The following is a 20,217-nucleotide window of genomic DNA, read 5'->3' as shown; positions in this document are numbered from 1 at the left end:
CAGTGAAGAGGCCCAGGCGACTGTTTAACAAAAACACATGGCTTTGCGAAGTTTAAAGACGAAGTATAAGGCCTGACACCTGCCCGGTGCTGGAAGGTTAAGAGGGGATGTTATCGCAAGAGAAGCATTGAATCGAAGCCCCAGTAAACGGCGGCCGTAACTATAACGGTCCTAAGGTAGCGAAATTCCTTGTCGGGTAAGTTCCGACCTGCACGAATGGTGTAACGATCTGGGCGCTGTCTCAGCCATGAGCTCGGTGAAATTGTAGTCACGGTGAAGATGCCGTGTACCCGCAACGGGACGGAAAGACCCCATGCACCTTTACTGCAGCTTAGCATTGGTACTGGACAAATGATGTGTAGGATAGGTGGGAGACTATGAAGCGGGTTCGCCAGGATCTGTGGAGTCACTGTTGAAATACCACCCTTTGTTTGTTTGGTATCTAATCCCGGCTCGGGAGACATTGCTTGGTGGGTAGTTTGACTGGGGTGGTCGCCTCCAAAAGGATAACGGAGGCTTCCAAAGGTTCCCTCAGTACGCTTGGTAACCGTACGAGGAGTGCAATAGCATAAGGGAGCTTGACTGTAAGGCCGACAAGCCGAGCAGGGTGGAAACACGGGTATAGTGATCCGGCGGTTCTGAATGGAAGGGCCGTCGCTCAAAGGATAAAAGGTACGCTGGGGATAACAGGCTGATCTCCCCCAAGAGCTCATATCGACGGGGAGGTTTGGCACCTCGATGTCGGCTCGTCACATCCTGGGGCTGGAGAAGGTCCCAAGGGTTGGGCTGTTCGCCCATTAAAGTGGCACGCGAGCTGGGTTCAGAACGTCGTGAGACAGTTCGGTCCCTATCTGTTGCGGGCGTGGGAAGTTTGCGAGGACCTGACCTTAGTACGAGAGGACCGGGTTGGACTGACCGCTGGTGTACCATTGTGGTGCCAACTGCACTGCCGGGTAGCTACGTCGGGAAGAGATAAGCGCTGAAAGCATCTAAGTGCGAAACTCCCCTCAAGATGAGACTTCCAAATAGGGCCCTCAGAGACGATGAGGTTGATAGGCTGCAGGTGTAAAGGCAGTAATGTCATAGCTGAGCAGTACTAATTGCCCAAAAGCTTATTCTGGCTGTGTTACAGTTTCTACGATATATGTTAAAAAGAGTCAGCAGTCGGAAGACTGAAGACCGAAGAACAAAAAATATTAGATGCAGGGCATCGGATCGGAAAGCAGGAAACTGCCGACTGGAAACTGATCACTGCATACTTACAGATTAGGCGGCCTAGCGCAGGGGTCCCACCTCTTCCCATCCCGAACAGAGAAGTTAAGCCCTGCAGCGCCGATGGTACTGGGGTTACACCCGGGAGAGTAGGTCGCCGCCACATTATTCAAACCTCAGCCTAACCGCTGGGGTTTTTGTGTTTTAGTGCTACAGAGAAGCGAGAGACGAGAGGAAAGGCGGAATTCTCAAGTCAGAAAGCTGAAAGGACGGACGTCTAGTCGCTCTCAAATTGGAAGATTTCGACCAATTAAAAGTCGTTTCTATGCAATAATAGTAGGCAGTGTTGAGTAGGCAGTAGGGAAGTTTGGAGGTTTATCTCGTAAAGGAAGGCTCAAGTGAGAATGCTGAAAGGGCGGAATGGCATTGCAGCGCCGATGGTACTGGTACGCCGCGGCGCACGGGAGAGTAGGTCGCCGCCACATTATTCAAACCTCAGCCTAACCGCTGGGGTTTTTTTGTTTTAGTGCTACAGAGAAGCGAGAGGCTAGAAGCGAGAGACGAGAGGAAAGGCGGAATTCTCAAGTCAGAAAGCTGAAAGGGCGGAATTCTGGTTATTCTTTCCATTGAAGTTTATTCAGTTCAAGTATACTAGGCAGCATTGAGTAGGCTTGAAAAGATGAAAGCTTAAGTTAGAAAGCTGAAAGAACGGACCACTGGTTATTCGTCCCAATGAAGTTTATTCAGTGCAGGAATAGTACGCAGCATTGAGTAGGCAGTAGGCTTGAAACGATGAAGGCTTAAATGAGAAAGCTGAAATTATTAAGGCCTAGCTTTGAATTTTTTCCAAAAACCCGATAACAAATAACTCAATAACCAATAACTCAATCATTAATAACCCAATAACCAATAACCCAATTACTCCTCCTACGAAGGGTAATGAATAGATTTATCCCCTGACACTGAAGTTTATTTTTCATTTTTAGAATATTGTTGCAGTTTTGTAGCAAATCAGAAATAATGGCTGTACTATTCAGAGGTATCACCCTCATTGCTTCAGGAAAATCTACTCAAGGAGATTTTATTTTTGATCAAGGGAATTTCACTCCTTTTTCTCCATCCAAAGAATCACCCAATAATGAAATAAATGCATCAGGCTGGATTGCTAGTCCAGGCTGGACTGATCTTCGCGTTAAAGCCGGAGAACCTGGATTGGAATACAAGGAAACTATTGAAAGTTTATGCGAATCACTTCAAGTAAGTGGTTTTTCAAAGGCTGTTTTAATGCCGAATACAGATCCCGTCGTTCAATCCAAAAATGAGGTTGATTTCATCAAATCCAAGGCTGCTCAGTATTCTCCTAAATTGATTGTACAAGGTGCTGTAACGAAGAACACCGACGGAGAAGATCTGACCGAAATCTTGGATATGCATTACCAATCTGGTGTTAGAATTTTTGGAGAAGGTAATAAGCCCCTTTCTAATAGCGATCGCTATTTAAAAGTTATTCAGTATTTACAGAAGTTCGAGGGTATTCTGTTTGACCATGCATATGACCCTTTATTATCTATTTTCGGACAAATGCACGAAGGAGAGATGTCTACACATTTGGGTATGAAAGGGATGCCATCTTTGGCTGAAGAAGTGGCCATACACCGTAACCTGGAATTGATTCGCTACGCTGGTGGCAGAGTACATTTTCAAACAGTATCTACAGCAAAAGGGGTGGAATTAATTAGACAAGCTAAAAAAATAGGCTTGGCTGTTACTGCTGATGTATCCATCTATCAACTCTTGTTTTCAGACTCTGACTTAAAGGATTTTGATCCCAATTATAAAGTGATTCCACCTTTCAGAGGTGTTCCAGATCGAAAAGCCTTGATTAAAGGCCTCAAAGATGGAACTATAGATGCCTTGGTATCCAACCATCAGCCTCAGGATTTTGACTCCAAATTTATGGAGTTTGACCTCGCCTCTTTTGGGATGTCTGGCCTTCAAACATTTCTTCCTGCTATGGTAAAGCTTGAAAAAGATTTGGGCTGGGATCTTTTGATTGAAAAAATCACGGATGGGCCTACCAAAGTTTTATCCGATAACCAGGATAGTTCTTGGACGATTTTTGATCCAGCTGAAAAGTGGACCTATAACCGTAAATCCAATAAGTCTCTCTCAGCAAATCACCCTTGGTTTGGAACTGAGTTGACCGGTAAAGTGAAGTATGTGTTTCAAAAAGGGCAATTGATAAAAATTGATGAATAAATATTTTGGATCTGCGTATCAATTCGGAACCTTAGGTGGAATCTTAAGTGTCATAGCTTTCGGGATATTAGCTTGGATGGAACCGGATCCTACGAATCTTAATTTGATTTTCGGCTATGTCATCACTCCCATATCCATATTTTTGGCTTTGAAGTTTTTCAAAGATTATTCTAATAACGGCTTTATTTCTTTTGCCGAAGGGATGTCGGTTGGTTTCGTGACCTATTGCTTGATTGCCATTATCTCCGGCTTAGGTATTTGGATTATTTTGCTTTCATTTCCTGAATTATTTGAAGAAATCAAATCTTCCAAACTTGAAGTCTTGGGATCAAGTAAAGACACTATCATATCTCAAGTGGGAGAGGATTCTTATCAGAGTACTTTAAAAAATGTACAATCCATGGTTCCTTTTGACATTGGATTGAATGATGCTATATGGAAAATCATCCCCGGACTGTTTTTTACCATTATTATTTCTATTATTTTGAGGAAAAACCCTAATTGATCACTTATGGAAGAGCAACAAACTCCCTTTAAAGCCGCAGTCCAACCTGGTTTGACAATCGGCCTAGTTTCTTTGGCAATAACTTATATAGCGTATTTCATTGATTCTATTTTACTCGCTTCTGGTTGGTTTGGCTTAGTTGCAATCGTATTATTTTTTGTATTGATAATTTACTTTGGAAGGCAATACAGAGCCGAATTAGGTGGGTTCATGAGTTTTGGGACTGCCTTTAACTTTAGCTTTATAGCTATTATCATCTCAGGAATAATTAGCATTATAGGGCAAATCCTACTATTTCATGTGATAGACCCATCATTACCAGATGTACTCGCAGATGCATCAGTTCAGAATACTCTGGAAATTATGGAGAGTTTTGGTGCTAATCCTGATAATATGAGCACTGAGCAGCTGGATGAGATGAGGGAAGCTACCAGGAATAATTTTACGCTAGGAGGCCAAATCAAAAACTTTGGCTTTGGATTGATAGTATATGCAATCATTGCCTTAATTTTGGGGGCTATCCTTAAAAAAAGAGATAAGTCCCTAGATTATTAAAATGCTTCAAGTCTCAGCTGTAGTTCCAGTATTTAACGAGGAAGAATCTTTACCGGAATTGACCCAATGGATTAGCCGTGTCTGTAATGACCACGGCTTTTCTTATGAAATTATACTGGTCAATGATGGAAGTACCGATCAGTCTTGGGATGTAATCCAGCGCCTCGCCAAAGAAAACGGAAATATAAAAGGACTTAATTTCATTCGAAATTATGGCAAATCTGCAGCTCTCGATGCTGGATTTAAAAAGGCTGAAGGGCAAGTAGTGATTACTTTGGATGCTGATTTGCAAGACAGTCCCGACGAAATTCCGGGACTCTTTAAAATGATAACAGAAGAAGGGTATGATGTAGTGTCTGGCTGGAAAAAAGAACGGCATGACCCTATTTCCAAAACTATTCCTTCCCGATTTTTTAATGCAGTTACCCGATGGATATCAGGAATAAAACTTCATGATTTCAATTGCGGATTGAAAGCCTATAGGTCTAAAGTGGTTAAAAACATTCAAATCTATGGGGAGATGCATCGCTATATCCCCCTTTTGGCAAAATGGAATGGGTTTGCGAAAATCGGTGAAAAAGTCGTTCAGCATCAGGCCAGAAAATACGGATATTCCAAATTTGGGATCGAGCGTTTCCTGAATGGGTTTTTAGACCTGATTTCGGTTTCATTTGTGCATAGATATAAAAAGAAGCCTATGCATTTTTTCGGATTGTGGGGTACTCTTTCCTTCTTTTCAGGATTTATTATTACCTGCTGGCTGATTTTTCAAAAAGTTTATGGGCTAAGCCAGGGAAAACCAGTTCGGGAAATCGTAGACCAACCTTTATTCTTTTTGGCCTTGGTTGCCTTGATTATAGGAGTTCAGTTGTTTGTGACAGGTTTCATTGCAGAATTGATGACATCTAATCAATCTAAGGAAACTGAATACAAAATTGATGAAGAAATCAATTTTCACTTTTGATGAAATTTTCGGTAATCATACCGGTCTATAATCGTCCTCATGAAATTCGAGAACTTTTAGAAAGTCTACAAAATCAGAGCTATTCAGATTTTGAAGTTGTCATTGTTGAGGATGGGTCTTTTATCAAATCTGAAGAAATTGTGGCTTCATTTTCCTCAGACCTAGAGGTCCGGTATTTTTATCAGGAAAATTCAGGTCAGGGCTTTGCCCGAAATTTTGGGATGAAAAATGCTTCTGGTGACTTTTTTGTCATTCTAGACTCGGATGTAATTCTCCCACCAAATTTTCTGCAAGTCTTATCAGAGGAAATTCCGAAAAGGAAATTGGATGCATATGGAGGGCCAGATGCTGCAAAAGAAGAATTTACAGCTCTTCAGAAGGCAATGGATTTTGCCATGACCTCTTTCTGGACAACTGGAGGTATTAGAGGTAAATTAAAAGATCCCTCCAAGTATCAGGCAAGAGGCTTTAATATGGGAGTTTCCAGAGAAGTTTTCGAAAGCACTGGTGGATTTCTGGATCCAAATAGGGGAGAGGATATTGAATGGAGTATCCGAATAAAAAAGGCAGGATTTAAATTGGAGTTAATAGAAGATGCCTTTGTTTATCATAAGCGAAAAAATACACTTTTAAGCTTCACCAAACAGGCATTTTCTTTTGGGAGAAACAGAGTGAATGTGTCAAGGTTTCATCCAGGTGCAATCAAGTTGGTGCATTTGTTTCCTTCCCTTTTTCTCCTATTTCTACTTATTACTTTGATTGGTTGGCATCCTCTTACTATACAGTTTCAACGAGGATCGATCTGTCTATGGGCCTTCTTAATCCTAGTTTCTGCATCTCTTCAAACCAAGTCATTGCTCACAGGATTTTTGGCCTTAGTCTGCTCAGTTATACAACTTTCAGCCTATGGGAAAGGTCTGATTTATGAGTTGGTGGTAAAACTATTTAAAGGCTAATCCCCTTTTTTACAGACAAAAATGATTTCCTGAGAAGGTAAAGCAAAGTGAGATACTTTTTTTTCGGATAATTCCTTCACGAATTGATTTTCTTCAATGCGTAATCCTGAGCGTCTTAATCTTTCTGCGTAATCTTTACCGAATTTTCGAACATGGTCTCTTTGGCCAAAGAGTTTTTCTCTTTCAGCAGGGTCTGTAATGGAGGAGTCTTCCAGAGTTGTTTCTATAGGGTATACTGGAGACTGGAGAATACCCCATCCGCTTGGCTTCAGGACTCTATTAAACTCCTGACAAGCCCTTATATCGTCTTCTACGTGTTCCAAGACATGGTTGCAGAATACTACGTCAAAAGAATTTTCAGGAAAGGGAATATCATGAACGTCCATTTTAACTTTTGCCAAGGGAGACTCAATATCTGCTGTGACATACTCCAAATTTGGAAGGGCTTCAAATCGCTGGATGAAACAATGCTCTGGTGCAACATGCAAAACTCTCAATGGAGCTGTAAAAAAGTTGGTCTTTTCTTTCAGAAAAAGCCACATCAATCTGTGTCTTTCTAAGGAAAGGCAGTTGGGGCAAAGAGCATTTTCCCTTGCTATCCGGCCGTAAGGGAGGAATTTCTTGTATGATTTTTCACAAACGGGGCATTGAACTGCGCTGCCACGATTAGTGATGGCGAAAAATTTCATAGCCAAAGGACTCACTCTTTGTAAAAATGGTCTGGGAATATACCGGATGACAAAACTGATTATCTTCTTCATATCGCTTTTCAGGCTGCAAGATAATCAATCATTTTTGCCTGAAAGAATCATCAAATACATGGGATTTAGGATTTTTTAGGATTTGGGATTCTGCGCTTAATTTGTAATTCGTAGAACTATCATTATTTTAGTTCAAATTACCATTTTATGATTTAAAATCTGATGAAAAAAAGATACTTTATTGGCTTATTATTTTTTGCTCTGACCTATTTTCCAACCAATTTAAAAGCCCAAAATGAAGCTACTTATACGCTTCAGGAAATGGTTCAACGAGCTAAAGATAGATCTCCCGCAGCCCTAAGAGCATTGACCAGAAAGGAAAACAGGTATTGGCAATACAGGCTTTTCAAGTCCAATTACAACCCCCAACTTCGCCTTAATGGGACAATTCCCAGCTACTCTCAGGCTTTTAATAGTATCACTCAGCCAGATGGTAGCATTGAGTTTTTGCAGGTAAGGCAGAATTTCATGGACTTGGAGTTGGGGTTGCAGCAGGTGATTGCTCCTACAGGAGGTATTATTTCGGTGAATACCTCAACCAACCGCTTCGATAACTTTCTAGCTGGACCTAATGAGATTCAAACTCGCTGGTCGGGAGTTCCCGTGAATGTCAGGTTGCAACAGCCGCTTTTTGCTTATAATCAATTCAAATGGGATAAGAAGATTCAGCCTTTACTATTTGAAGAAAGCAAAAGAGAGTATGTACAGGAGATGGAAGAGGTTTCTTTGTTTGTGACTCAATTGTTTTTTGACTACCTGATAGCTCAGGTAAACTTGCAGGTCGCAACTCAAAATCTCGAGAATACAGAGGAGATTTTCTCTATTGAAAAGAAGCGTTACGAATTAGGAACTACTTTTGAAGATAGACTTTTGCAGGTTGAATTACAGGCCTTACAGGCAAGACAGGATTTAGCTCAGGCGAAATTAGATTTAGAGAGTTCGGCGCTTTCAGTCAACTCATTTATTGGATTGGATCCAAGCACCAAAATCAATTTGTTGTCTCCTGAAAACTTGCCTGATTTTGAAGTGAATGTGGAAGAAGCAATTCGATTGGCTTTTCAAAACCGGTCTGAAGCCTTAGGTTTTGATCGCAGGAAATTGGAGGCAGAAGCTCAGGTGGCAGAAGCCAAAGGTCAGAGAATAGGAATGCAACTGAATGCGAGTTACGGTTATAATAATGCAGCTTTTGCTTTTCCTGATATTTTCAACAACCCAAATACTCAAGCTTTGGTGAATTTAGGCGTGTCGGTGCCTATTTTGGATTGGGGAAGAAATAAGGCGAGAATGGCTCAGGCCGAAGCTAATCAGCAGCTCGTAAATTATACTGTGCAGCAGGATGTGATAAATTTTGAACAGGAAATATTTACCAAAGTCAAAAACTTCCTTATGATCAAGGAACGGCTGAATGTGACCAAAACTTCCGATGAAGTGGCTCAAAGAAGATACGAAATTGCTTTGAAACGATACCAGACAGGCAATGTCACGGTGACTGATCTGAATATTGCTCAAAATGAAAAAGACAGCAATAAGAGAGCTTATTTCGATGCATTGAAAGATTTTTGGGTCGCCTATTATGAATTAAGGGCTTTGACCTTGTATGACTTTGAAAAAGAGGAATTATTGTATAAACCTGAGATTTAAATGAAAAAAGACGGCTATATGCCGTCTTCATTTTCTCTAATATACTTCTCGAGTTTTTCAATGTCCTTTTTCAAGCCTTCAATACTTTTCTTTTGCTTGGAAATTTTCTTTGTGATTTTCTCGACATCATTTGGGGAAAGTTTCCCCGCTGCATTGTCTTTTTCAAATTTGGTTTGGGTTTTGACCAGCTTTGCTTCTTCTTTTTGAAGCTTTTCTAATTTTTTCCCCAAATCAATCTTCGCCTTGACTAGCTTTTCGGCCGATTTGATTTCTTTTTTTTCTTCTTTAGACATCTCCGACGTCTGAGCTGAAGCAAGATTTGGAATTGTAATCAATCCAAAAACTGCAATCAGGCTTAAAAGAAGTGTTTTCTTTATCGTGTTCATTTTAAAGTTCGTTTATCTAATTTACTCACTTAATATAAGGAAATGATTCTCTTTGGAGTTCAATTATTAGCCTTTGACTAAGAATTTTTCGGAAGCCTGCCTGCTTTTTTAAGCGCTTCTCTGATCACCCATTCTAATTGACCATTGGTACTACGAAATTCATCTGCAGCCCATTTTTCGATGGCCTTCATGGTTTCTTCATCGATACGAAGTGCAAATGCTTTCTTTTTTGACATAATCTAATCCTCCCTCCAATCATTGATAAAAACTCGTAACTCAGGCCCTTTTTGTGTTCCCAGCATTATCTTTTTAGACTCTCCAGTATCGATTAATAAGCCTTCATCCCCTACTATGCTATAAGCCTTGGTGGACTTGTTTCCTTTCAAACCCCATCCTCCATAATCGGTGATTGGACTGTAATGGATCACTTCTATAGAATTGATTTTTTCTCTTGGAATATGTCTCCATTTGTTGATGAATGGGAAAAACTTATAGGATATACCCTGATCATCAATTCTTGTTTGCAGTTGAATATTCATTATTAACAAGAATGTGCCAATGATGGCGATGGATGCAATAGTAAGGCCCACCAAGTTCTCTGTGACTTCTTTGTCAGAGTTTATCAAAACCACAGAAAGAAGTATGAGTATGGGCAGTTCTGTCATGAGCAAAAGGTACATGACCCAAGTTCCTCTATAGTTTTGATTTTCGTTGAAGACTCTATTAGCCATTTTATTGATGTAAGGTTCCTACATTCAACACCGGGCTAGCACTCTTATCTGAGCAAAGAACTACCATCAAGTTGGAAACCATGGTAGCTTTTTTCTCCTCATCAAACTCGATAATATCTTTCACTTTGAGGTCTTCTAAAGCCATTTCCACCATGCCAACAGCCCCTTCTACAATTTTCTGTCTTGCTGCTACGATTGCAGTGGCTTGCTGTCTTTGAAGCATGGCTGAGGCGATCTCTGAAGCATAGGCTAGGTGGGAAATTCTAGCTTCAATTACTTTAATCCCGGCATGATTAAGTCTTTCTACAATCTCCTCCTCTAAGGAATGATTTACTTCTTCCACACCTGAACGTAGAGTAACCTCGGCCTCTTCATCTTCAAAATTATCGTAAGGATAGGATCCGGCCATTTTTCGAACTGCCGCATCCGATTGAAGATGTACAAAGTTTTCATAATCGTCCACATCAAAAGTAGCCTTGAAAGTGTCTTCCACCTGCCAAACTACGATGGTACCAACCATGACCGGATTACCGATTTTGTCATTCACCTTCAATGGCTTGTTTTCAAAGTTTCTTACCCGAAGTGAAATTTTCTTCTTGGTCATAAAGGGGTTGACCCAGAAAAAACCATTTGCCTTCACTGTTCCCTTGTATTCTCCAAACAAAAGCAATACCATGGCTTTATTGGGTTCTACTATAAAGTAGCCCGGTATAAGTAGGACGAATGCAAGTATAGAGGCTACTCCCAGCACCGCTTGTTCATTTATTAATGAAAAGATGGCTGCTGGAATTAAGGCTAGATTCAATAAAAGAATCACATAGCCTGAGATGGGTTTGGTTATTTTTTCCATTTCAATATGATGTTAAAATGATATCATATTAAATTACGATAGAAAAAATTAAATGTTCAAATTTTTGCAAAAAAAAAGCTCCGGAAATTCCAGAGCTTCTTTGGTTTGTGGCTTTCTATTATTTCTTGGTGAAAAGAGAATCAACGAACTCCTTTCGATTGAAGATTTGTAGATCAGTCATTTTTTCCCCAACCCCTATGTATTTAACCGGGATTTTGAATTGGTCAGAAATACCAATAACTACTCCTCCTTTGGCTGTTCCGTCTAACTTGGTAATGGCCAAGGATGTGATTTCCGTTGCCTTGGTAAACTCTTTTGCTTGAATGAAGGCATTTTGTCCCGTAGAACCATCAAGTACGAGTAATATCTCATGAGGTGCGTCCGGGATAAACTTTTGCATTACCCGCTTGATCTTGCTCAACTCATTCATCAGATTAATTTTCGTATGAAGTCTACCTGCAGTATCTACAATTACAACGTCAGCTTTTTGGTCGACGCCTTGCTTAACCGCGTCAAATGCTACAGAAGCTGGATCAGTATTCATCCCGTGAGAAATTACAGGTACTCCGACACGATCGCCCCAGAGAATCAATTGGTCTACCGCGGCTGCTCTAAAAGTATCAGCAGCTCCTAAAATCACATTTTTACCGGCACTTTTAAAAAGGTTAGCGAGTTTTCCGATAGTAGTTGTTTTGCCAACTCCATTCACCCCAACAACCATTATGACATAAGGCTTTTTGTCTTCAGGTAAATCAAAGTCCAGAAAATCCTGAGAATTATTCTCTTCCAACAAAGCCGCTATTTCCTCTTTTAAGATAACATCCAGCTCCTCAGTATTCAGGTATTTGTCACGAGCTACTCTTTCCTCAATTCTTCGGATGACTTTAATGGTGGTGTCAACACCCACATCAGAGGTGATTAGGATCTCCTCCAGCTCATCCAATACATCTTCGTCTACCTTGGATTTCCCAACTACAGCTTTGCTGAGTTTGGAAAAGATATTGTCGCTGGACTTTTGAAGTCCTTGATCCAGACTTTCTTTTTTATCCTTTGAAAAGAAACCAAAGATTCCCATGATAGTATGATTTAAAAGTGGAATATAATGAAAAAGTCCCTGCTGACCGATGGACAGAGGGACTAGAAATCATTACGATGCTTTCGGCAAATTATTTCTTAAGGGTATCCTGAACCAATGTGGAAGGAACCATTTCTTCTCTGAAGGTGTATGCACCGGTCTTCTCAGACTTCACGGCTCTAATCACTTTGGCGTAAGACACGCCACCTTCTTTTTTTAGGGTTGCTACTACTTTCTTAGCCATATCTTTGTCGTTTTATCGGATTAAATCCGAGCTTAAATTACTTAATTTCTTTATGAACAGTAACTTTCTTAAGAATAGGGTTGAATTTTTTCAACTCCAATCTCTCAGTTGTATTCTTTCTGTTCTTGGTAGTGATGTATCTGGAAGTACCTGGCATGCCAGAGTTCTTGTGCTCTGTGCATTCCATTATCACTTGTACTCTATTTCCTTTCTTAGCCATCTTCTTATTCTTTTATTGCGTCGTGACTTTGATTATCTGATTACAATCATTCCTTTATCCTGAGCTTCTTTCAAAACTGCAGTGATACCTTTTTTGTTGATCGTCTTCAATGCTTTAGAGCACACTTTTAAAGTGATCCATGCATCCTCTTCAGGTACGTAGAATGTCTTCTTATGAAGATTTGGGTAAAATCTACGCTTCGTTTTGTTGTTTGCATGGGACACGTTGTTACCTACTCGAGGTCTTTTTCCGGTAATGTCACAAACTTTTGCCATGATTATGTATCGTAATTTGTATGCGTTTCTGTAATGAGTCTGCAAATATCGGAACTTTTTGGGAATTAACAACAAAGGCTTTTAAAAATATCCAGGAATATTTTCAGCCTTTGGGATAGGGACAGTGTTTGCAGCCACTGCCACAGCAATAACCACGTTTGAGGTGGTACTTTTCTGTGAAGACCATCAGGCCTTGCTCATTCAAATAATAATCTCCCGGCTCCAAGGCAGGTAATTTACCCTGCTTCTTTTCTGATTTCATAGTAGCCCTCTTCTGCATTTGTTATATTTGCATTAGAGGAATTAATTAAGAACTCAAATTTACGAAAAAACATGGAGACTATCACTTCGAGCAAGCAGGCAATCGCCTTGGAAGATAAATATGGAGCACATAATTACCATCCTTTGCCTGTGGTATTAAGCAAGGGTGAGGGGGTGTTCCTATGGGATGTGGAAGGAAAAAAATATTATGATTTCCTATCTGCGTATTCCGCGGTCAATCAAGGACATTGTCATCCTCGTATAAAAGATGCATTAATTGAGCAGGCTGGAACTCTTACTTTGACTTCCAGAGCTTTTTATAATGATGTGCTTGGGCCTTTTGAAAAATATATCACCGAGTATTTCGGCTTTGACAAAGTGCTACCGATGAATACTGGTGCGGAGGGTGTGGAAACTGCCATCAAAATCGCTAGGAAATGGGGTTATGAGAGAAAAGGAGTTGCTGAAAACAAGGCCAAAATCATAGTTGCTGAAAACAACTTCCACGGAAGAACCACTACTATCATTTCATTTTCCAATGATGCCAATGCTAGGAAAAATTTTGGTCCTTATACTGATGGATTCATTCGCATACCTTATAATGATATAACAGCATTAAAGGTCGCTTTGAAACAGGAAGATGTAGTTGCATTTTTGGTGGAGCCTATACAAGGTGAAGCTGGAGTGTATACACCGGCAGATGATTATATCAGACAAGCAAAGGCAGCCTGTCAGGAGCAAAATGTGTTGTTGATTGCTGATGAGATTCAAACAGGAATTGCAAGGACCGGGTCTTTATTGGCAGTTTGCGGCAACTGTACTTGCCAAGGTCATTGTGAAAAGCAGGAGACTTATACAAAACCGGATATGCTGATTTTGGGGAAGGCAATTTCAGGCGGCTTCTATCCGGTTTCTGCAGTTTTGGCAGATAAAGATATCATGGACGTGATCAAGCCAGGTCAGCATGGGTCTACTTTTGGAGGAAACCCTCTGGGGGTAAAAGTAGCTATGACAGCTTTAGAGGTTGTTCGAGATGAAAAATTAGCCCAAAATGCTAGAAAACTTGGACAACTTTTCAGGGATCGCATGCAGAAAATGGTGGACAAATTCCCTATTGCAAAATTGGTTCGTGGCAAAGGGTTGTTGAATGCTGTTGTCATTAATGACTCTGAAGATAGTTCTACAGCATGGGATATTTGTGTTAAACTCGCAGAAAATGGTCTCTTGGCTAAACCAACGCATGGGAATATTATCCGCTTTGCGCCACCTTTGGTGATGACCGAGGAGCAATTGCATGAGTGCTGCGATATTATAGAAAGAGTAATTGCTGAATTCAACCGATAATTTCTTGTCATTTCTATTAGTCGCTTTTCATTTGAATATGGAAAGCGACTCTTTTATTATATAACTATGAGTAAAGCAGTGATTTTTGATATGGACGGAGTGATCTGTCATACCAATCCATTTCATTCGATGGCATTCAAAGAGTTTTTTGCAAAAAGAAACTTATTTCCAACAGAAGAAGAATTTGCGGCCCATATGTATGGGAAAAGTAACTCATATATAATGAGTCATTTCTTTGGGAGAAAAATAGAAGGAGAGGAGCTATTGAGTTTGGAAGATGAAAAAGAAGGCTTGTTTCGTGAAATTTATCAGCACCATGTCAATCCAATTGATGGTTTCTTGGAATTTTTTCACGGTCTGAAAAGAAACAACCTAAAAACCGGAGTAGCGACATCAGCGCCAAAAGCAAATTTGGAATTAATTGCTGGGAAGCTGGATCTATTTCCGCATTTTGAATCCAGCATGGCAAGTGAGGATGTGAATAAACATAAGCCTGACCCGGAAGTTTATCTGAAGTCTGCTTCAAATCTTAAGGTAAAGCCGGAGAATTGTTTGGTGTTTGAGGATTCTTTTTCTGGGGTAACTGCGGGGTTGAATGCAGGGATGAAAGTTGTAGCGGTGTTATCCTCCCATAAAAAAGAAGAATTACCTTCAAGTAATTATTACATTCAGGATTACAGGGAGATAACTCCAGACTTAGTGCTGGAAATTTTAAATTCTTGATTTAGTATTCAAATAAGATAGGAGCATACCTTTGTGATTGAAATTTTCAAAAAATGAATAGAAGACCCAGAAGAAACAGAAAGTCAGAGGCTGTCAGAAACTTGGTAGAAGAGACTTCCTTATCTGTCAAGGATTTGATTTTTCCAATGTTTTTGGTGGAAGGGAGTGGAAAGAGAATTCCTGTAGACTCCATGCCTGGCATTTATAGATATTCTCTTGATACCTTACTAAGCGAGGTTGAATCCTGTATGAAGTTGGGGATTCGGGCAATTGATGTTTTTCCGGCATATCCTGAAAGTCTAAAGGATGCGATGGCTACTGAAAGCTATAATCCGGAGACATTTTATCTAAAAGCCTTGAGGGAAATAAAGAAAAACTTTCCTGAAATCTGTTTGATGTCTGATGTTGCTATGGATCCTTATAGCAGCGATGGTCATGATGGCGTAGTGAAAGGTGGAAAGATTTTGAATGATGAAACCTTGGAAGTATTGGGAAGAATGTCCTTGGCTCAGGCTGATGCCGGGGTTGATATCTTAGGGCCTTCTGATATGATGGATGGAAGAGTGGGCTATATCCGAGAATTATTGGATCAGAATGGGTTTTCGGATACTTCTATCATGTCATATACTGCAAAGTATGCAAGTGCATTTTATGGTCCTTTCCGGGATGCATTGGATTCAGCTCCGAAGTTTGGAGATAAAAAGACCTATCAAATGAACCCTGCAAATTCTCAGGAGGCACTAGTTGAGGCTGATCTGGATATGGAGGAAGGTGCAGATTTTTTAATGGTTAAGCCTGCCTTAGCTTATTTAGATATTATCAAGCTTTTAAAAGATAATTATCCCTTGCCTATTGCTGCTTATAATGTGTCTGGTGAGTATAGTATGCTGAAAGCTTCAGCAGAGAAAGGTTGGCTCGATAATGATCGTGCTATGATAGAAATGCTTACAAGTATCAAGAGATCAGGAGCTAAGATTATCCTAACTTATTTTGCAAAGGAGTTTGCTCTTCTTTCCAGGTAAATAGTTAGATTTATTTAAATCCTAAGGCCCGGTAATTATCGGGTTTTTTTATTTTTGTAGTTAAAAATTAACCCTCTATTTCGGTTAAAACTGATTTTTTTTCGAGGTTTGATTAAAAAAAATACTGATTTTTTAAAATTTATATATTTGATAATCCTGATACTTTAGTATTAAATTTAGTTTTTTTCTGTTTTTCAGAATAATAGTTCGAAAATAGGTTATTTAATTTTTATTTATTCTGATTTCAATTTCCCGCAACCGATTTCAAAAAATAATACTTACCTCTTCAAAATATTATTTTATCAATCAATTGGTCTGTAAAATGATCTATTTTAAATAATTTTTTGAAAAATCGTTAATATTTGGTTCAAAAAAACAATTGAAAATTCAAGTAAGTATGACTTTTTGTAAAAATGTGATTTGTTTTTTAATCAAAAATTAAATTACATTCGTTCAAAGCTTTTGCTTTCAAACCTATAGAAAATTTTGAAATAAGTTCAAATTTTAATCTCAAACCTATGAAGTATTTCGTAACCCTGTTGGCCAATGATGTGGCCGCGATGGATCTCTCTTTGGAGATATCCCAAAACATCCTCACGACAAACAATGTCTGGATGATGCTTTCCACTGCCTTGGTGTTTATTATGCACCTTGGATTTGCTGGAGTGGAAGCTGGATTTGGCCAAGCCAAAAACACGGTGAACATCCTGTTCAAAAACACCGTCACCCCAATTATCGGAATTATCTCCTATGCCGCCATTGGATTTTACCTAATGTACCCTGGTTTTGAAACTCCAGGATGGTTAAGTTTTGATTTTGCCGGTTGGAACATGTTCTGGTTTTCACCTGCCAGTGCTGATGTAAGTTCTGCATATGCAGATGGTGGCTATACCTATTGGACAGATTTCTTGTTCCAAGCCATGTTTGCTGCAACAGCAGCCACCATCGTATCTGGCGCGATAGCTGAGCGTGTGAAACTAGGTGCCTATTTGGTGTTTACTCTCTTCTTTGTTGGAATTGTTTATCCTTTGATAGGCAGCTGGAAATGGGGTGGAGGCGCGTTGGATGCCATGGGATTCTATGACTTTGCAGGAAGTACGCTGGTACACTCTGTAGGTGGATGGGGAGCCTTAGCCGGTGTGATCTTGGTTGGCCCTCGAATCGGTAAGTACGTAAACGGAAAAATTGTAGAAAAGCCTGGTGCTTCTGTGCCTTTGGCCGTAATCGGTGTATTCTTACTTTGGTTAGGCTGGTTTGGATTTAATGGTGGCTCAGTGCTATCTGCTGATCCTGGATTGGTTTCCTTTGTTTTGGTAACCACTTCTCTTGCAGCCTGTGCAGGAGGATTGGGTGGATTCCTTACAGCCTACTTTGCTTTCAAGAGATTAGACTTAGGGATGGTTTTGAACGGTATTCTGGCTGGTCTTGTAGCCATTACAGCTGGAGCCGATGTAATTAACCCAGGTTCCGCAGTGCTGGTTGGTTTAATCGGAGGCGTTTTGGTAGTGCTTTCTGCCATCCTTTTAGATAAATTTCACCTTGACGATGTAGTAGGAGCCGTGTCGGTTCACCTGACCTGTGGGGTTTGGGGAACATTGGCAGTGGGTATTTTTTCCACTAATCCTGAGCATACATTGCTAACTCAACTTATCGGTGTTGCAATCTGTGGCGTTACTGCCTTTACTGCAGCTTTTGTGATCTTCTTTGTTTTGAAGAAGACGGTTGGTATCCGTGTCTCAGAAGAGCACGAGCGTACAGGTCTTGATTCCCACGAACATGGAATCAGAGGTTACACTATCGTTTACGACGAATAGTATCAAAAAAATAAAGAACCCCGCCCGTAGAAAAAAATGCGACTCTCTTTCAAGCGGGCAGGGGTCCTATTGGTCAACTCTATCATTCACCAACACTCAAAATTAAAATGAAAAATACATTACTACTAATCCTATGCATAGTTGTTTCTTCCTTCCATGTATCTTTTGCTCAAGAAGAAACTGAAAAAGCTCCTCCCGCTTTGACACTTTCCGGTTCTGTTGATGCGTATTTCAGAACTAATCTCAATGCACCTAATAAAGGTGAAAACATCATGGCTCCGGCCACTTCTTTCGGAAATCTCCCTGGATTTTCATTGGGTATGGCAAATATTATAGCCACTTATGAGGGCGATAAGATTGGAGCTGTGGTTGATTTAGTATTCGGCCCAAGAGGCGAAGACGCCGTTTTTGGATCTCCACTTTATGCAGGAGGAATGGCTGGAAGCTCCCAGATTATCAATCAGATGTACGTCTATTGGAATGCGAGTGACAAAGTGACTTTCACTTTGGGGAACTTCAACACCTTCTTGGGATACGAAGTGATTTCTCCGACTGGAAATTTTAATTACTCGACTTCCTACATGTTTTCTTATGGACCTTTCTCTCATACAGGCTTGAAGGCTGATATCGCACTTTCTGATAAATTTTCTTTCATGGCCGCTGTGATGAATCCAACAGATATGACGGAGTTTAACCTAAATGGGACCTATACGCTAGGAGCTCAGTTGGGGTATTCAACTGATGCGGGAAGTACATTCTTGAATGTGGTGTACGGAGATCAGGACGGGAAACTAAGCAACGACGGATCATTAATGTCCGGGCAAACTTCCGGAGGAAATACCTTTCAGGTAGATTTGACTACGGGCTTTAATCTAACTGATGCCGTGTATTTAGGTGTAAATACCACCTATAACACCACTTCTTCTGGAGAGTTTTTCAGTGGTTCGGACGTGCAAGACTCCGAAGGTGATGGTTATGGTTTTTATGGATTTGCGGGCTACTTGCAAGCTACAACTTCTGAAAAATTTGCCTTGGGCTTACGAGGTGAGTACTTCAACGTATTCAACTCAGGGTTGGACGGTGTTGTAGGATTAGATAGTTCCGGTGATGGAAATGTATTTGCGGTGACTCTTTCAGGGAATGCAAAAATTGGCAAGAATTTGACCCTAATCCCTGAAATCCGATTGGATACCATGGGAAATGAATTCTTTATGAATAAAGATTTGGCTGCAACCAAAAATCTTTCTTCGTTTTTACTGGCTGCAGTATTTGCATTTTAAGCTAATAAACAGGGTCTATTGTTGTATGAAAGCCGGGGTGATTTTCGCCTCGGTTTTTTTTATTTCATAATTTCTTTAGGATTTTCGGATCAAATGGAATGATGAACCAACAATAATGCTGCGATTTTTCAATAATTAGGATGAAATTAAAACTGAACAGAAAATAAGTTTTTAAACATTTTTTAAAATTTAATTTCTAATGATCGGATTTTTTGAAGAAAAAATACTGAAAAGTGAAACAATTTCTTTTTTCTGCTGTATATCTTTGTACATCCCAAATATACAGATATGAAAAAGTTATTGCTCTTTCTATCAGCCTTTTGCATCCTAGGTTTCGCTCAAGCACAAAGCTTATCCAAAGGACCTAAAGCCAAAAATGCTAAAGTCTGGAAAACCCAAGATAAGTCGCTCAAAGTTGTTTTCCATTCTTCTCCTCAAACTCTAACCGGATCAGAAGCTAAAAATTTTAAGCAGTGGAATTCTGAGTCGGCAAAACTTCAGATTAGAACTAGATCGGAAATAAACAATCCTAAAGGTCTCGAAGCTAAAAACAGAAAGGTCTGGGAGAAAACTCAAAAAATTCAGGTTAATTCAAAGGCATCCTATATTGAGCCTAAATCCATGAGGAAGAAAAAACTCTGGTGGCATTAAAAAAGAAAACTCGGTTTATATACCGAGCTTTTTTTAATTATAGGTCTTGTTCTCTTTCCAGCATCAAGATGGATGCCTGTGAGACTATAAAGTATTTTTCTCCTTCATACATTACTTCGTGAGCCCCAGAAAGAAGGAATATGGCTAAGTCTCCTTCTTTTGCCTGTAGAGGGACATACTTTACTTTTTCTTCATTTTCCATCCAGGGTTCATGATCATCTGTAGGCATAGGAATGGGATATCCCGGGCCTGCCTTTATGATGTAGCCTTGTTGAACTTTTTCTTTTTCCTGAACTCCAGGAGGCAGATAAAGTCCGGTGCTTGTTTTTTCGTTGGGTTTTTTCAGGCGAATCAATACCCTATCCCCCACTACAATTAGCTTTTTCAATTTATTGTCTGCCGTGAGTTGCATAATCGAATGATTATTGATGAAAAAAGCCAAGAGTCGAGATACTATCATCTTGATCCTTGGCTCTTAAAAGGATTAG

General features: G+C 40.0%; 23 protein-coding genes and 2 rRNA genes (1 of these 25 cut by a window edge). 14 read left to right on the top strand and 11 right to left on the bottom strand.

Annotated features, from left to right (window positions below; translation table 11 throughout):
• The 7 genes from GYM62_RS13770 to GYM62_RS13740 all read left to right on the top strand — a co-directional run.
• A 23S ribosomal RNA gene (locus tag GYM62_RS13770) occupies window positions 1–1,120 on the top strand; it begins 1,752 nt to the left of the window's first position.
• A gap of 146 nt (window positions 1,121–1,266) precedes the next feature.
• Window positions 1,267–1,378, top strand: a 5S ribosomal RNA gene (gene rrf, locus GYM62_RS13765).
• 854 nt (window positions 1,379–2,232) lie between these two features.
• Entirely contained in the window at window positions 2,233–3,471 is a 1,239-nt protein-coding gene (locus GYM62_RS13760; protein WP_219956851.1) for a dihydroorotase, read from the top strand.
• Window positions 3,464–3,976 (top strand): DUF4199 domain-containing protein, encoded by a 513-nt coding sequence (locus GYM62_RS13755; RefSeq protein ID WP_091648515.1) that lies wholly within the window; start codon window positions 3,464–3,466, stop codon window positions 3,974–3,976. The genes GYM62_RS13760 and GYM62_RS13755 overlap by 8 nt, the downstream gene beginning before the upstream one ends.
• 6 nt (window positions 3,977–3,982) lie before the next feature.
• Window positions 3,983–4,531 (top strand): DUF4199 domain-containing protein, encoded by a 549-nt coding sequence (locus GYM62_RS13750; RefSeq protein WP_219956850.1) that lies wholly within the window; start codon window positions 3,983–3,985, stop codon window positions 4,529–4,531.
• A gap of 1 nt (window position 4,532) precedes the next feature.
• On the top strand, window positions 4,533–5,495 hold the full coding sequence (locus GYM62_RS13745; RefSeq protein ID WP_219956849.1) for a glycosyltransferase family 2 protein: 963 nt from the start codon (window positions 4,533–4,535) through the stop codon (window positions 5,493–5,495).
• Window positions 5,495–6,451, top strand: a complete 957-nt coding sequence (locus GYM62_RS13740) for a glycosyltransferase (RefSeq protein ID WP_219956848.1) — start codon at window positions 5,495–5,497, stop codon at window positions 6,449–6,451. The genes GYM62_RS13745 and GYM62_RS13740 overlap by 1 nt, the downstream gene beginning before the upstream one ends.
• Here GYM62_RS13740 and GYM62_RS13735 read toward each other — a convergent pair.
• The gene (locus tag GYM62_RS13735) at window positions 6,448–7,212 is read right to left on the bottom strand and encodes a class I SAM-dependent methyltransferase (RefSeq protein WP_219956847.1); all 765 of its coding nucleotides are present in this window, start codon (window positions 7,210–7,212) and stop codon (window positions 6,448–6,450) included. The genes GYM62_RS13740 and GYM62_RS13735 overlap by 4 nt on opposite strands.
• Window positions 7,213–7,374: 162 nt before the next feature.
• Between GYM62_RS13735 and GYM62_RS13730 the strand changes: the two genes are divergently transcribed.
• On the top strand, window positions 7,375–8,853 hold the full coding sequence (locus GYM62_RS13730; RefSeq protein WP_219956846.1) for a TolC family protein: 1,479 nt from the start codon (window positions 7,375–7,377) through the stop codon (window positions 8,851–8,853).
• Between the two features lie 14 nt (window positions 8,854–8,867).
• Here the strand turns inward: GYM62_RS13730 and GYM62_RS13725 are convergent, their stop codons facing one another.
• The 9 genes from GYM62_RS13725 to GYM62_RS13685 all read right to left on the bottom strand — a co-directional run bounded on the left by GYM62_RS13725 (window position 8,868) and on the right by GYM62_RS13685 (window position 12,896).
• On the bottom strand, window positions 8,868–9,239 hold the full coding sequence (locus tag GYM62_RS13725; RefSeq protein ID WP_219956845.1) for a hypothetical protein: 372 nt from the start codon (window positions 9,237–9,239) through the stop codon (window positions 8,868–8,870).
• A gap of 77 nt (window positions 9,240–9,316) precedes the next feature.
• Complete coding sequence (locus GYM62_RS13720; RefSeq protein ID WP_091648538.1) at window positions 9,317–9,475, bottom strand: Arc family DNA-binding protein; 159 nt, start codon at window positions 9,473–9,475, stop codon at window positions 9,317–9,319.
• 3 nt (window positions 9,476–9,478) lie between these two features.
• On the bottom strand, window positions 9,479–9,970 hold the full coding sequence (locus GYM62_RS13715; protein WP_219956844.1) for a hypothetical protein: 492 nt from the start codon (window positions 9,968–9,970) through the stop codon (window positions 9,479–9,481).
• A gap of 1 nt (window position 9,971) precedes the next feature.
• Window positions 9,972–10,820, bottom strand: a complete 849-nt coding sequence (locus GYM62_RS13710; RefSeq protein WP_219956843.1) for an SPFH domain-containing protein — start codon at window positions 10,818–10,820, stop codon at window positions 9,972–9,974.
• A 118-nt stretch (window positions 10,821–10,938) separates the two neighbouring features.
• Complete coding sequence (ftsY, locus tag GYM62_RS13705; protein ID WP_091648546.1) at window positions 10,939–11,895, bottom strand: signal recognition particle-docking protein FtsY; 957 nt, start codon at window positions 11,893–11,895, stop codon at window positions 10,939–10,941.
• A gap of 91 nt (window positions 11,896–11,986) precedes the next feature.
• Window positions 11,987–12,139, bottom strand: a complete 153-nt coding sequence (locus GYM62_RS13700; RefSeq protein ID WP_091648549.1) for a DUF4295 domain-containing protein — start codon at window positions 12,137–12,139, stop codon at window positions 11,987–11,989.
• Between the two features lie 37 nt (window positions 12,140–12,176).
• Window positions 12,177–12,359: a 50S ribosomal protein L33 gene (gene rpmG / locus GYM62_RS13695; RefSeq protein WP_009036148.1), complete on the bottom strand. Its 183-nt coding sequence runs from the start codon at window positions 12,357–12,359 to the stop codon at window positions 12,177–12,179.
• 32 nt (window positions 12,360–12,391) lie between these two features.
• Window positions 12,392–12,634 carry a 50S ribosomal protein L28 gene (gene rpmB / locus GYM62_RS13690; protein ID WP_091648551.1) on the bottom strand — a complete coding sequence of 81 codons (243 nt, stop codon included), beginning with the start codon at window positions 12,632–12,634 and terminating at the stop codon, window positions 12,392–12,394.
• Window positions 12,635–12,737: 103 nt separating this feature from the next.
• The gene (locus GYM62_RS13685; protein ID WP_175557828.1) at window positions 12,738–12,896 is read right to left on the bottom strand and encodes a DUF5522 domain-containing protein; all 159 of its coding nucleotides are present in this window, start codon (window positions 12,894–12,896) and stop codon (window positions 12,738–12,740) included.
• Window positions 12,897–12,967: 71 nt separating this feature from the next.
• Between GYM62_RS13685 and rocD the strand changes: the two genes are divergently transcribed.
• The 6 genes from rocD to GYM62_RS13655 all read left to right on the top strand — a co-directional run bounded on the left by rocD (window position 12,968) and on the right by GYM62_RS13655 (window position 19,729).
• A complete protein-coding gene (rocD, locus tag GYM62_RS13680; protein ID WP_219956842.1) occupies window positions 12,968–14,239 on the top strand; it encodes an ornithine--oxo-acid transaminase in 1,272 nt (423 codons plus the stop codon).
• A gap of 66 nt (window positions 14,240–14,305) precedes the next feature.
• The gene (locus tag GYM62_RS13675; RefSeq protein ID WP_219956841.1) at window positions 14,306–14,962 is read left to right on the top strand and encodes an HAD family phosphatase; all 657 of its coding nucleotides are present in this window, start codon (window positions 14,306–14,308) and stop codon (window positions 14,960–14,962) included.
• Window positions 14,963–15,015: 53 nt separating this feature from the next.
• Window positions 15,016–15,984: a porphobilinogen synthase gene (hemB, locus tag GYM62_RS13670; RefSeq protein ID WP_219956840.1), complete on the top strand. Its 969-nt coding sequence runs from the start codon at window positions 15,016–15,018 to the stop codon at window positions 15,982–15,984.
• A 518-nt stretch (window positions 15,985–16,502) separates the two neighbouring features.
• Entirely contained in the window at window positions 16,503–17,798 is a 1,296-nt protein-coding gene (locus tag GYM62_RS13665) for an ammonium transporter (RefSeq protein ID WP_144603874.1), read from the top strand.
• Window positions 17,799–17,905: 107 nt separating this feature from the next.
• Window positions 17,906–19,078: a porin gene (locus tag GYM62_RS13660; RefSeq protein ID WP_144603873.1), complete on the top strand. Its 1,173-nt coding sequence runs from the start codon at window positions 17,906–17,908 to the stop codon at window positions 19,076–19,078.
• A gap of 288 nt (window positions 19,079–19,366) precedes the next feature.
• On the top strand, window positions 19,367–19,729 hold the full coding sequence (locus GYM62_RS13655) for a hypothetical protein (RefSeq protein ID WP_219956839.1): 363 nt from the start codon (window positions 19,367–19,369) through the stop codon (window positions 19,727–19,729).
• A 37-nt stretch (window positions 19,730–19,766) separates the two neighbouring features.
• Here GYM62_RS13655 and GYM62_RS13650 read toward each other — a convergent pair whose 3' ends face one another.
• On the bottom strand, window positions 19,767–20,141 hold the full coding sequence (locus tag GYM62_RS13650) for a co-chaperone GroES family protein (protein ID WP_219956838.1): 375 nt from the start codon (window positions 20,139–20,141) through the stop codon (window positions 19,767–19,769).
• Between the last annotated feature and the right edge of the window lie 76 nt (window positions 20,142–20,217).

It is taken from the genome of Algoriphagus sp. NBT04N3, assembly GCF_019443765.1.
Lineage (GTDB): Bacteria > Bacteroidota > Bacteroidia > Cytophagales > Cyclobacteriaceae > Algoriphagus > Algoriphagus ornithinivorans.
The sequence above is the reverse complement of the archived record's forward strand: the minus strand, read 5'-3'. Positions and strand labels throughout refer to the sequence as shown.